Source organism: Gimesia benthica (genome assembly GCF_009720525.1).
Lineage (GTDB): Bacteria > Planctomycetota > Planctomycetia > Planctomycetales > Planctomycetaceae > Gimesia > Gimesia benthica.
The window spans coordinates 410118-422751 of sequence record NZ_CP043930.1 but is presented as its reverse complement, the minus strand read 5'-3'; the positions used below and the strand labels follow the sequence as shown (position 1 = coordinate 422751).

12 protein-coding genes are annotated in these 12634 nt (G+C 54.8%); 7 read left to right on the top strand and 5 right to left on the bottom strand.

Going from position 1 to position 12634, the window contains the following annotated elements; translation table 11 throughout:
* Positions 1–29: 29 nt before the first annotated feature.
* The 4 genes from F1728_RS01805 to F1728_RS01790 all read left to right on the top strand — a co-directional run bounded on the left by F1728_RS01805 (position 30) and on the right by F1728_RS01790 (position 4063).
* Positions 30–782 (top strand): HesA/MoeB/ThiF family protein, encoded by a 753-nt coding sequence (locus F1728_RS01805; protein ID WP_228030462.1) that lies wholly within the window; start codon positions 30–32, stop codon positions 780–782.
* Positions 783–824: 42 nt separating this feature from the next.
* On the top strand, positions 825–2255 hold the full coding sequence (locus F1728_RS01800; RefSeq protein ID WP_155362648.1) for a neutral/alkaline non-lysosomal ceramidase N-terminal domain-containing protein: 1431 nt from the start codon (positions 825–827) through the stop codon (positions 2253–2255).
* 260 nt (positions 2256–2515) lie between these two features.
* A complete protein-coding gene (locus F1728_RS01795) occupies positions 2516–3619 on the top strand; it encodes an HD domain-containing protein (protein ID WP_155362647.1) in 1104 nt (367 codons plus the stop codon).
* Positions 3620–3691: 72 nt separating this feature from the next.
* The gene (locus F1728_RS01790; RefSeq protein ID WP_155362646.1) at positions 3692–4063 is read left to right on the top strand and encodes a response regulator; all 372 of its coding nucleotides are present in this window, start codon (positions 3692–3694) and stop codon (positions 4061–4063) included.
* Here the strand turns inward: F1728_RS01790 and F1728_RS01785 are convergent.
* Positions 4051–5655, bottom strand: coding sequence for an N-acyl-D-amino-acid deacylase family protein (locus tag F1728_RS01785; protein ID WP_155362645.1), 1605 nt, complete (start codon positions 5653–5655; stop codon positions 4051–4053). The two genes, F1728_RS01790 and F1728_RS01785, sit on opposite strands and share 13 nt — an antisense overlap.
* Before the next feature lie 323 nt (positions 5656–5978).
* Between F1728_RS01785 and F1728_RS01780 the strand changes: the two genes are divergently transcribed.
* A complete protein-coding gene (locus F1728_RS01780; protein WP_145184164.1) occupies positions 5979–7307 on the top strand; it encodes a Gfo/Idh/MocA family protein in 1329 nt (442 codons plus the stop codon).
* Positions 7308–7396: 89 nt separating this feature from the next.
* Here F1728_RS01780 and F1728_RS01775 read toward each other — a convergent pair whose 3' ends face one another.
* Positions 7397–7675: a hypothetical protein gene (locus tag F1728_RS01775; RefSeq protein WP_145040341.1), complete on the bottom strand. Its 279-nt coding sequence runs from the start codon at positions 7673–7675 to the stop codon at positions 7397–7399.
* 289 nt (positions 7676–7964) lie between these two features.
* Here F1728_RS01775 and F1728_RS01770 point away from each other — a divergent pair, with 289 nt between their 5' ends.
* On the top strand, positions 7965–9206 hold the full coding sequence (locus F1728_RS01770; RefSeq protein WP_155362644.1) for a hypothetical protein: 1242 nt from the start codon (positions 7965–7967) through the stop codon (positions 9204–9206).
* A 14-nt stretch (positions 9207–9220) separates the two neighbouring features.
* On the opposite strand, the gene F1728_RS01765 is transcribed toward F1728_RS01770, so the two are convergent.
* Together F1728_RS01765 and F1728_RS01760 are read right to left on the bottom strand one after the other, a co-directional pair.
* Positions 9221–10348 carry a M20 family metallopeptidase gene (locus tag F1728_RS01765; RefSeq protein WP_155362643.1) on the bottom strand — a complete coding sequence of 376 codons (1128 nt, stop codon included), beginning with the start codon at positions 10346–10348 and terminating at the stop codon, positions 9221–9223.
* Between the two features lie 27 nt (positions 10349–10375).
* Positions 10376–11311 carry a dienelactone hydrolase family protein gene (locus tag F1728_RS01760; RefSeq protein WP_155362642.1) on the bottom strand — a complete coding sequence of 312 codons (936 nt, stop codon included), beginning with the start codon at positions 11309–11311 and terminating at the stop codon, positions 10376–10378.
* A 270-nt stretch (positions 11312–11581) separates the two neighbouring features.
* On the opposite strand from F1728_RS01760, the gene F1728_RS01755 reads away from it, so the two are divergent.
* Positions 11582–12226, top strand: a complete 645-nt coding sequence (locus tag F1728_RS01755) for a WD40 repeat domain-containing protein (RefSeq protein ID WP_194242639.1) — start codon at positions 11582–11584, stop codon at positions 12224–12226.
* A gap of 101 nt (positions 12227–12327) precedes the next feature.
* Here F1728_RS01755 and F1728_RS01750 read toward each other — a convergent pair whose 3' ends face one another.
* Entirely contained in the window at positions 12328–12618 is a 291-nt protein-coding gene (locus F1728_RS01750) for a hypothetical protein (protein WP_155362640.1), read from the bottom strand.
* Positions 12619–12634 lie beyond the last annotated feature (16 nt).

The following is a 12634-nucleotide window of genomic DNA, read 5'->3' as shown; positions in this document are numbered from 1 at the left end:
GACCTCACGCAATTCAGCCTGAAGGAGACATGATGTCTGGTTTCGCTCCCCTGACAGATGAAGAACGAGCCGTTTACGAGTGGCAGATCTGGGTGCCCGAGTTCGGCGAAGCCGGGCAGGAGAAGCTGAAGAATGCGTCGGTGCTGGTTTCACGTTGTGGCGGTCTGGGGAGTGTTGTGGCTTACGAACTGGCGGCTGCGGGAGTCGGCAAGCTGGTCCTGGCTCATGCCGGGAATGTAAAACCGAGCGACTTGAACCGGCAGCTGTTGATGACGCATGACTGGCTGGGAAAGCCACGCGTTGAATCCGCAGAGCGGCGTTTGAAGGAACTGAATCCACGGCTGGAGACGGTGGCGATTCAGGAAAATATTTCGGAAGAGAATGCAGCGGCGATTGTGGATCAGGTAGATCTGATCGTCGACTGTGCACCGCTGTTCCCCGAGCGATATGCCATGAATCGGCAGTCCGTTCTGCAGCAGAAACCACTGATCGAGTGCGCGATGTACGACCTCGAAGCACAAATCACGACCTTTCTACCCGGTCAGACCGGGTGCCTGGCCTGTCTGTATCCCGATGATCCCCCGGCCTGGAAACGGGAGTTTCCCGTGTTTGGTGCGGTTTCGGGAACCGTGGGTTGCATGGCCGCGATGGAGGCCATCAAGGTACTCGCCGGGTTTGGAGAGACACTGGCCAATCAACTGCTGATGTTTGATCTGCGCGACATGACATTTCACCGCAACCGGATTCAGCGCCGTTCCGATTGCCCGGTCTGTGGAGCCTGACTCCACTTCCAATACATTTGATAAATACTGCAGGGAGATCCGATGAAGAATAAAATACACCGCTATCTGTTGGTCCTGATTCTGATGGGAACCGTGACGGTCGGGGAGAATTGTCTCCTGTCAGCAGCCGAAGCGAAACAGCAGACCGAATGGAAAGCCGTAGCGGCGTCGGTGGTGATTACTCCCGAGAAAGATATGTGGATGGCTGGCTATGCAGCCCGCACAGAACCTTCCAAGGGGAAAGTACACGATCTATACGCCAAGCTGCTGATTCTGGAAGACAGCCGTGGCAAGAAACTGGTGATGATCACGACCGACCTGATTGGTATCACCCCTGCTCTGCGTGATCCGATTGCGGCCCGCCTGGAAGAAGATTTTCAGATTCCCGCGGCGGCACTGTTGATGAATGCCTCGCATACGCACTGCGGACCGGAGCTGAGAGAAAAGAAAGCTTCCCGCCGGGGGCTGGGCGGCGACCGTGGTGCCCAGGCGCGGGTCTACACGCAGGAGCTGGTGCGAAAACTGGTGGCTGCGATTGGGGAAGCCCTTCCCCAACTGGAACCAGCCGTGCTCAAGTATTCGTATGGACGCGCCGGTTTTTCGATGAACCGCCGCCTGCCTACCGAGAACGGTGTGATCAACAGTCCGCATCCTCAAGGTCCCGTCGATCAGCGGGTGCCCGTGCTGATGGTCGAACGGCCCGACAGTTCTCTGATGGCGGTGCTGTTCGGTTATGCGTGTCACAATACGACGCTCAGTTTCTACCAGTTCTGCGGTGACTACGCGGGTTATGCCCAGGAATATCTGCAAGCTGATCACCCGGGGACCGTGGCGATGTTCATGATGGGGTGTGGCGGGGATCAGAATCCTTACCCGCGACGGACACTCGACCTGGCGAAGCAGCACGGACGGGCGCTGGCCAATGCGGTTGAGACGGCCATCTCTGTCAAACAGCCTCGCCTGATTCATGGTCCGTTGGGCGTGGCGATGGGAGATGTGGAACTGGAGTTCGCGACTCCCCCCACCAAAGCAGAGCTGCTCAGGCAGAAAGATAGCGGCAACAAGTATGAAGTCAGTCACGCGACGCGTCTGCTGGAACAACTGGAGGAACGGGGCGGCATTCAGACTGAATATGCTTTTCCGCTGCAGGTGGTTCAGTTTGGAAAAGACCTGACACTGGTGGCGGTCTGCGGTGAGACCGTGGTCGATTATTCGCATCGCTTCCAGAAAGAACTGAAGTCGGGTCATGGTGCGGGGGAGACAGATCCGATTGTCTGGGTTGCCGGCTATTCGAACCATGTGTTCGGCTACCTGCCCAGCCTGCGGGTCCTGAAAGAGGGAGGCTATGAAGGCGCCCGGGCGATGATTTACTCATCTTATCCCGGTCCGTTTAAAGAATCGGTCGAAGAGCGGGTGGCAGCGAAAGTCCATCAGCTGACCGAACAGGCCCGCCGCGAGGCACTCGGGGATTAGTCTCGTTGAACAAACAACTGAAACCGGGGACAGCGCAGCAGCGGTCCCCGGTTTCTGGCGTTTCAGGGGGTGATTTCCGGGTTGAAATGGATCCCGGGCAGAGTCATGAATCGTCGAAGTGGGCAGTTTCTCATAAATCGAAATTGATTTTTGTCGCAGGATGGCTAGAATCCCTAAGAACCTGCCTGTCAGGTCATACCGTAAAATCTTCCAATCAGCGTGACTTCGATTCGACGGTGAGAAAGTTCACCGATTTTTGAATGAATTCCAGCAAAATGCGCCGCCAGATCGTCTTTGAGGCGGCCCGACTGATGTATTCCCGTAAGGAAACCGAGTACTATCGTGCCAAAATGAAAGCAGCCCGCAAGGTCTGCCAGGGCTGGGTCAAACCGGCCGATCTTCCCAGTAACCGCGAAATCCGGGACGAAATTCAGCGTTTCGCCTGCACATTCGAGGGGGAGTCGCGTACCGAAAACCTGCTGGCGATGCGGCTGCAGGCCCTGCGTTATCTGCGACTCTTCAAGGCGTTTCACCCCAAAATTATCGGCAGTACACTCACCGGTCATATCCGGCAGGGATCGGATATTGATATCCACGTCTTTTCGCACAGTTGTGAAGCAGTGACGACACAGCTGGATGAAGAGGGAACGCCTTACCATGTCGAGCACAAGACGGTGAAGAAACACGGAGAAGAACGCGTGTTTACACACATTCATGTGCAGGATACCTATCCGGTTGAGCTGACGCTGTATCCGACAGAAAAATCGAGTTACGGCTTCAAATGTTCGATTACGGGGAAACGGATTGAACGAGCCACCCTGCCCGAGTTCGAACAACTGCTGGAGCAGGATTATCCCGGTATCGATCTGGATCAAAGGCTGGCAGAAGTCGAGGAGAGTGTGGACCGGTTCCAGATTTACCGTATGCTGCTCCTGCCTCTGGCTGCGGTGAAGCAGTCAAAGAAATATCACCCCGAGGGGGATGCGTTATACCACAGTCTGCAGGTTTATGATCTGGCTTGTGACGAATTGCCTTACGACGAAGAATTTCAGCTTGCGGCACTGCTGCACGATGTGGGCAAAGCCATCGATTCAAAGAATCACGTCGAGGCAGGCTTGCAGGCGCTGGAAGGATTTATTACAGATCGAACCGCCTGGTTGATCGAACATCACATGGAGGCCCACCTGATCCGGTCGGGGACGATCGGCGCCCGGGCCCGTCGACGACTGATGGCCAACGAAAATTACGAAGACCTGCTGCTGCTGGAAGAATGCGACCACAGTGGTCGCGAGCCGGGAGTGCAGGTGCCGGACGTGGATGACGCGCTGGAATCCATCCGCGAACTATCACGATTGTGCAGCTAAGCTGCTGCCCAATCAGAACCGCTTTTCCAGAAATCAGATCACAATTGAAATAAAGAGAGAGAGGAACTTTCGATGACGAAACGAGTACTCAGTGTCGGGCAATGTATGCCGGATGCCAGTGCGTTAAACCGTTTTCTGAATACCCATTTTGAAGTCCAAATCGATGAGTCGGACGTGGAACAGGATACGCTCGAGAAGCTGAAAACCACCGCTTACGACCTGGTGATGATCAATCGCAAACTGGATGCGGACTACAGCGACGGTATCGAACTGATGCAGACCATCAAAAATACGCCCGATGTGAAGCCTTGTACGTTGATGCTGGTTTCCAACTTTCCGGAGTACCAGGAACAGGCGGTTGGAGTTGGTGCCGCGTACGGGATCGGTAAAAACGAATATCACAGCCCGGAAACCGTGGCCCGCCTGCAGCCTTACCTCGGCTGATAGCGGACGTAGCGTCCGGGGAGTGTTTCGGATTTAACATCCAGTGGCTGGTTGTTGTGTACGATGGGTACGCCGTTGGTGAGAACATATTCCATACCGGTGGAATACTGCTGCGGATCTGTGTAGGTCGCGTTATCCTTAATGGTTTCGGGATCGAAGACGACGATGTCCGCGTAGTTGCCCTGTTTGAGGATGCTGCGTTTTTCCATACCGAACCGCTGGGCGGCACAACCGGAGAGTTTATAAACCGCATCTTCCAGTGAGAAGAGTTTGTGGTCCCTGACACAGGGGCCGAGGATTCGCGCGGCGGAACCGAACTGGCGGGGATGAATGACGCCCCCGTCCATGTAGATGCCGTCGGTGCCCATCATATACAGGTCGTGCTGCAGAACGGGATCGACCAGGCGGTCATCGCCCATGTTAAAGACCAGCAGGACAGCCATCTCTTCTTCGATGAGCAGTTTGATCAGGGCTTCCTCTTTGGGAAGTCCTGTTTCTTCCACGTACTGGCTGAGCATTTTGCCCTGGTGCTGCTTGTTCTTTTCGGTCAGGACCCAGGCGATCTGAATGGCCGAGATGTCGAGCAGGTAGTTCTCCAGTCCGTATTTGAACCGCTGCTGCATTTCGGGCTGCTTGAGTTTTTCAACTGCCTTGCGGGGGCCCTCTTCGAAGACTTCATAGGGAAGCAGGAAGTGCAGCATGGTGGAGCCGGGCTGATAGGGATAGACGTCGAACGAAATATCAACCTCGTGGCGGGCGACTTTGTCAATGTATTCGAGTGCCTCTTCGGCCTGCCCCGGATGCTGTCCCTTCATGTGAGAGATATGTACCTTGACGCCGGCCCGCTTGCCGATTTCGACGAGTTCCTCGATCGCGGGCATCAGCGTTTTCTTGTAGCGGATGTGCGAGACATACAGGCCGTCATATTCGGCCATCGCCTGGCAGGCTTCGACCAGTTCGTCGGTCGGCGAGAAGCACTGGGCGACGTAATCGAGACCGGTTGAGATCCCCACGGCGCCCGCTTCCATTCCCTTGCGGACTTCGCTGCAGATCAGTTTCATCTGGAAGTCGTCGACCCGCTGGCGTCCGAATCCGCAGTGCATGGAACGCAGGTTGGCATACGGGATGTGGGTCATCACATTCTGCACGTTTCTGCCGTCGAGCAGATTCATGTAATCTTCGAGGGATTCCCAGCCCGTGTATTCTTCGGGGTAAAGTCCGTCGAGGGACTGCAGATAGTAGATCCAGTCTGCTGCGGTGCAGCGGTCGACAGGGGCATACGAGATGCCATCGGCCATGATGACTTCCGTTGTGAATCCCTGCGATGTTTTGGAGAGGAAGTTCGGCGTATTCAGGAGCCAGCTGTCGGAGTGATTGTGGACATCCACGAAGCCGGGGGCGACGATTTTTCCTGTCGCGTCGATCTCAAAGGCCCCCTTCGCAGAGGAAAGGTCTCCCAGGGCGACGATCTGGTCCCCCTTGATGCCGACGTCGGCAGTCACGCGCGGGGCGCGGGTTCCGTCGATGACGGTGCCGCCTTTAATCAGAACATCAAATTCAGGGGTCGTGGAAGAAGAATCACTGCTGCTCATGGGGGTTGTCAGTTTCGTGTTGCGGGACGGTGTGGGTGGGTGAACGCTGTGATGTTTTATTTACTTTGACATGTTCCCTCAGGGGAGAAAAGTCTCTGTGGAAAATATTTCAAAAAAATGAGAATGGCTCAAGTGTGCATGGGTTTTCGGAGTCTGGGGGAGATGGCCATTTCGGGGTTAATTCTGTTTTCTTTCGCTGGGGCGTCCACTACAATAAATGGATCTTTACTGATTTGAGATTCTTAAAAGTTAAATCACGTTTTAACCGACTAAAGTAACATGGCGTCAGAAGATTACTTTAGACATTCAAACAGGAGCACTTCATGAGTCAACGTACAACACGCCGCGAGTTTATCAAACAGAGCTCGGCACTGGGGGCCGCCTTCTGGGTCGGTGGTCAGAGCCTGCTGGCTGCTGAAAAATCTCCCATGGAAAAAATCAATTTCGCCGCGATCGGCGTGGGCGGTAAAGGCTCCAGCGATACAGCGAGTGCAGCAAGCAGCGGTAACCTGGTTGCTATCTGTGATATCGACGATAAGCGTCTGTTGAAATCAGCGGCCCGCTATCGCAAAGCGCAAAAGTTCAATGATTATCGCGAAATGCTGGAAGAGATGGGCGATAAAATTGACGCGGTGACCGTCAGTACCCCTGACCACTCGCATGCTCCTGCCTCCGTGATGGCGATGAAAAAAGGGAAGCACTGCTTCACCCAGAAGCCGCTGACCTGGTCGGTCCACGAAGCCCGCGTGATGCGTGAAACAGCCAACAAGCACAATGTGCAGACCCAGATGGGTAACCAGGGGACTGCCAAGGACGGGTTCCGCGAAGCCGTCGAAGTCATCCGGTCTGGCGTGCTGGGTAATGTGCGTGAAGCCCATGTCTGGACGAACCGTCCGGTCTGGGGTAAAGGCGTCGAGCGTCCACCGGAAGGGGAACCGGCCCCCAAGCACATTCACTGGGATCTGTTCCTCGGCCCTGCTCCTTACCGGGAATTCAGCACGCTGTACCATCCGTTTGAATGGCGTGGCTGGCTGGACTTCGGTACCGGTGCCCTGGGTGACATGGCCTGTCACACGATGAACATGCACGTGATGGCCCTCGATCTGTACGATCCGACTTCCATCGTCGCCGAATCGGAAGGAATGATTGAAAACGAGACTTATCCCAAGTCGACTAAAATCACCTACCAGTTCCCCGAGCGGACCCAGGGCGATAAAACACTCTGCCCGCTGAAGCTGACCTGGTACGATGGCGGTAACCTGCCTCCGGAAGAACTGCTGATGGGCGAAAAAATGAAGCCCAGTGGTGTGGTTCTGATTGGCGATGAAGGCAACCTGTATACGCCGGACGACTACGGTGCAGAATACGTGCTGCTGCCTCGCGACAAGTTCAGCGACTTCAAAAAGCCCGAGCAGAGCCTGCCTCGTTCGCCCGGCCACTTCGAAGAATTCGTTGTCGCCATCAAAGGTGGTGAGCCCGCGATGTCCAACTTCAATTATGCCAGCCGCCTGACGGAAACGACCCTGCTGGGTAACTGTGCCATCCGCGCTGGTAAGAAACTGGATTGGGATGCCAAGAAGATGGAATTCACGAATGCTCCGGAAGCTAACAAGTTCCTGAGCCGTGATTACCGTGATGGCTGGTCTCTCTAATCGCTGAGAGCCCAATTCACTGAGATATGAAAACCCCGCAGGACGATTGGTTCTGCGGGGTTTTTTCGTAATATCGGACGGAATGGAAATCAGCGGACGATATCATCCAGGGCCGAGACGGAGACGACTTCCCGGCGGGAGACGAGGACCCGCTCGCGGTTGACGGCGACGCCGTGTTTGCCCATTTCATGGACGTACAGTTCACGGGTGGTGGTCGTATCGCGGAGATCGTGGACGTCGGCCTGTTCCAGAAACAGGTAGTGCTGGTCCTGTCCGATCAGGGTTCCTGCAATCACGTAGAGGCTGGTGAGGTCGATCACGACCGTTTTGCCCACCATTTGATCAAAAAACTGAGAGTCTTCACTCATTTCGCATCCATCAGGTTAGAGACACAGATTCCAGCCGCCTATTGTGACCGGTTTGACGGCGAAATCAACCGGTGCCGCCCCCTGCGCGTGGGGCGTGTGAGGAAATCTCGGGTTGACCCAAAACGATAAATCCCATATAAGAGCGGTTCACAAATCCTCTCCCCTGCCTCTCCTGTGACAATCATGTCTCTGTTTTGCCATAAGTCTCTTTGGTGAAATGGTTTAGTGTCCTCATTTGTCTGGTTGGCAGGCGTCAAAATCTGAATCCCTGTTTCAGTGTCGATGTCTTATGACTTTATTATCAGCGCCAATTCGTTCGTGTGTGCCTGTCCTTCTGTTTTGCCTGGCTGTGTTCGGCTGGATTGGTGGAAGGACTGTAGAGGCACAGATAGAGACGCCGCTGAAAAAGAACTCGATTCTACTGATGCGGACCGGCCGGATGGTCTCGGGCGAAATCAGTGAAAGCGCGGGAGGCTACCTCGTCACGAATCCGACGGGGAGTATGCTGGTCCCCTTTGCGGATGTGGTGTTTGAGGCTCCCGACCTGCATGGAATTTATAAGAAGCAGCGGGCGTCGATGAAATTTCCCACGGCCAATTCGCATATGGATCTAGCCCGCTGGTGTGTAACGAATGATCTGATTGAAGAAGCGAAGAGCGAGTTACGAGATGCGATTCGCCTCGAACCCAAACGCTCTGAGCCCCAGTTGATGTTACGTCGTCTGATGAACGTCTCTCCCACGAAAGACCGGATGACGATTCAGCAGAAAATCGAAGAGAAACTCGTCACGCAGAAACTGGAAAATGCAGACGAAGCGACTTCACTGACAGGGATCTCCCGGGAACAGTCCGCGATTTTCGTACGTAAGATTCAGCCGATTCTGCTCAATAAATGCGGAAATGCGAACTGCCATGGGAGTGCGACGACTTCCGAATTCAAATTAACCCAGGTCACGCGGCGGTATGGAAATCATCGGATCTACGCCGAGAAGAACCTGGCAGAGGTCATGAAGTGGCTGGATTTCGACTACCCCACCAAAAGCGCGTTGATCGTGAAACCGGAGCAGGAACATCCGCAGCAGGGCATGGTAGTCTACCAGGGCTATGCGGGACGGAAGCAGAAAGAGATTGTTCAGAAGTGGGTGGGCGATGCGGTGGCAGACCGACTGGCGAATGACAATCTGCGGGCCGACCGGCTGGCCAAACGGGCGGAACGCCGGGTGGGCTTTGCTCGTGAGAATCTGTTGAAGCAGGCCGCGGAGATTCGCCCGACAAGCGGCGGTTCCAATTCCGGCCTCGAACAGGCTCTCATGGAACAGGACATCCAGGATCGGGCGGCAGCAGGACAGCCGGTGATTCAGCAGACCGGCGGAACCAGCGAGGCCACGCCTCTGAAGGGAGACCTCTCGCTGATTGCCGATTTTGTTCCGAAGAAGCTGTCCGACCAGGAAATTAATAAGCTGGTAAAACCGAAGCCCGCGGATCCCTTTGATCCCGCGGAATTCAACAGCGGTGTGCCTGCCAGTCCCTGATTAGAGGGTGACATTCAGCAGCACCAGTTCTCAATGAGGGCCGCGAATTTCTCGGTCCCCTGCTCCAGCTGTTCGAGGGCGATGAATTCATCGTGTGTATGTGCCTGGCCGATGTCTCCGGGGCCGAAGACGACCAGGTTTTTCATCTCGGGAAACTGGCTGCCGTCGGTGCCGTATGAGACTGTTTTCGCCTGATCTTTACCGGCAATCTTCAGGACTTCTTTGACGATAGTCGAATTCGGATCGGTGTAAACCGGGCTGCCTCCGCATTTGAACTGGAATTCGATACCACACTTTTCAGCAGCTTCGCGGGCGCGGGCGACCAGTTCGTCCGGCTCCTGTCCCGGCATGGGGCGGAAGTAAACGGTGCAGATACTCTGCGGGGGTGTGATGTTGACGGCAGCCGTTTTGTCGTTGATACCGATGTTCCAGCCATTGGTAGGCGGGTTGAATTCGTCATTCTGCCAGCGGGGATCGGTCATGCATTCCTCGTACAGTTTTTTCATTTCGACGAGGAACGGGATCATAGCGAGGTTCGCGTTGATGCCGGTATCGAGGCTGGAGTGTGCGGCCCGGCCGTGGGAGATGGCCTGGAAACCGTAGGTTCCCTTATGCGCGTAGACCACTTCAAGCATGGTCGGTTCGCCGATGATGCCGTGGGCTTCGCCTGCTGCCATCTCTCGATAGATTTGGGAGTGTTCCGCTACGTTCTTAGCACCGTGATAGCCGACTTCTTCGTCTGCGGTACAGGTGATGTAGAGCGGGTGTTTCAGGTCCTGGTCGACGTAGCGTTTGGCGGCCGCCAGCATACAGGCGATAGACCCTTTCATATCGCAGGAACCGCGGCCATAGAGTTTGTCTCCCTGGATGGTGGGGGTAAACGGACCAAACTCGTCGGTGAACCAGGGATCTGCGGGAACCACATCGGTGTGGGCGAAGTAGGCCATGCCTCCGGGGCCGAAACCGCGACGACCGATGACGTTGGCTTTGCGTACGCCTTTGGCATCCGTGTATTCGAGGCGCTCGATTTCGAAGCCCAGTTTTTTGAGCTCGGCTTCGACGTAATCGGTGACTTCGACGTTTGAGTAGCAGCTGGTGGATTCAAAGCCGACCAGTTCCTGCGTGTATTTCAGGGCATCCATGAATGGGTTCCGGGTATTCTCTCTGGGTTAAGACTTCAGGTGGCGCTCGAAGTGGGACCGTGTTTTATCCCACATCACGGGGGACAGCACGTGGCCGGCCCCCTCTTCAATATAATAACTAAAGTTTGTTTCTGCATTCATGGCAGCGTAGTTGTTTGCAATTATTTTGACACCGCGGCGGACTTCATCGATGGGGCTGCCTCCATCCAGCTCGCCGAAATTCATGTGCAATGGACGCGGGGCGATGAGGGCGGCGATGTCGGGCGTGTCGCCAAATTCGTAGATACCCGGGATAAAATTCGGGAAACAGTGCAGCATGTGTTCGCGGTGAATGCCTTTGTAGGTGGGCAGGCAGCAGTTGCCCACCAGGCATTTGATGCGGGGTTCCCAGGGACCGATGAGCCAGGTGTGTGTGGAACCCATCGAGTGTCCGTAACAGCCGATTTTTTCATCGATGACTTCGGGGCGACTCTGCAGAAAATCGATGGCGCGCTGCATGTCGAGAATGTTTTTCCAGGCCATGCATTTGCCGTCGACGACGTAACGCAGGAATTCAAAGCGTTCATAGTTCCCTGCTTTGAGTTTGCCGGTCGGGTCCTGGCGTTCTTCGAAGCAGAGCGCATCCGGACAGAGGACCACGTAACCTTCTTTCGCGAGGGCGGCACCGGTGTGGTGCATCGGGTTTCCGGCCAGTCCCGCCGGTTCGCTTTTGCCGAGATGGTACTGACCGGCGTGCTGGTGCCAGACCGCGACGGCGGGAGCGGGATGTGCGGGCGAGACCATATCGGGAATCAGCAGCATGGCGGGAATCGGATCGCCGGCCTCGGCTTCGTAGGTCAACGATTCAATGCGAAAGCCGTCCCGCTGGATGGTTTCGCGGTGTTTGACGTTGAGGTCCGGCGGCGCGGGCCAGTCACCGCCCAAGCCTGCTAACAGTTTTTGTTTAAAATCGGCGGGGGGCATGGGGTGGGCTCCGGAAAGGGGGAAGCGATTTTTGATTGCATCCTTTCCTTTATAACCGCTGCGGTATTGATAATAAAGCAAAGAATCCGGAAGAAGACTCTGGATTCGATTGCGGACAATTAGGACTATTTTGAGGTTCTGTTTGTGAGGTGGACTGTTCGCGATTTACAATAAATGACAAGCTAAAGGTATTTCATCACAACTGAATCAACATTTCTATGGAATCATTCTTCAATGATACGAATTCTCAGTGTGACAGTGGCATGTTTGATGCCGGTAATATTTTCTCTGGCTGCTGAGACACAGGCTGATCAGAAAGAATTAACGGGCAGTCATGTGCCGAGTCTGGAAGTTCCTGATGATCCTAATGGGAATGCCGATGTCATCAGTGATCTCGCATTCTCACCAGACAGTAAAATCCTGGCTGTGGCTTATGGCAGATTTCGCGGATTATTACGGAAACCTTCACCTGGTATGGCGATTGTCTGGGATATCAAGAGTGGCAAACGATTGGCGACATTTGACAGCTTTAAAGATGGAGTCAGCAGCGTAGTATTTTCGGGCGATGGCAAATATCTGGCAGCGGGTGGCTATGATGGCAGCTTGCAGATCTGGCATGTTACTGACTGGTCGCGCCAGATATCGGTCAATTTCAATTCTGAGTCAGTGACTGCTCTCGATTTCTCTCCGAATAATGCGTCTCTGGCAGTGGGGACGATGTTGTGGGCAGAGGATTCTCGCAAACCCAATCTGCATCTCTATCAGGTATCGACAGGACGGGAAATAAAAAGTCTACGGTGCCCTGCGGAATCTGTGATCGGTGTCGATTTCTTACCCGATGGAAAGTTGCTGGCCCTGGCGAATGGAAATAAGGTGACTTTTCTGGACATCGAGAAACTATTGGATCAGGAATAATCGAAGTAGCAGGACTGTTTTCAAGATTGTGAATGAATATGCCTGGCTGGACTGATATGAAACGGAAACAGGCCAGAATATCCAACCTGCTTCCCTGCAGCTTACTTCTGAATCGTGGCGACCACCTGTGCGGCCAGTTTTTTGATGTCTTCCGGGTCGGAGAGTTCGTTGAACCGTTGGACGGTGACGGCCTGTTCCATGTGGCCGGCGTTTTCCAGGCCGACGGTCAGGTCCTGAAGGACGGCGTCGTACTGGCCGGTTTCGGCGATTTTCTGAAGCGTGGGGACCAGTTGATCCTGTGTGAGGCCGGGGCTGACTTCCGGAGTGGTCAAGGCATTGCCGCTGCACCCGATGAGGGTGAGTGTCAGTAAACAGAGGGCGATTAATTTCATGGACGTAGTCTGTCTC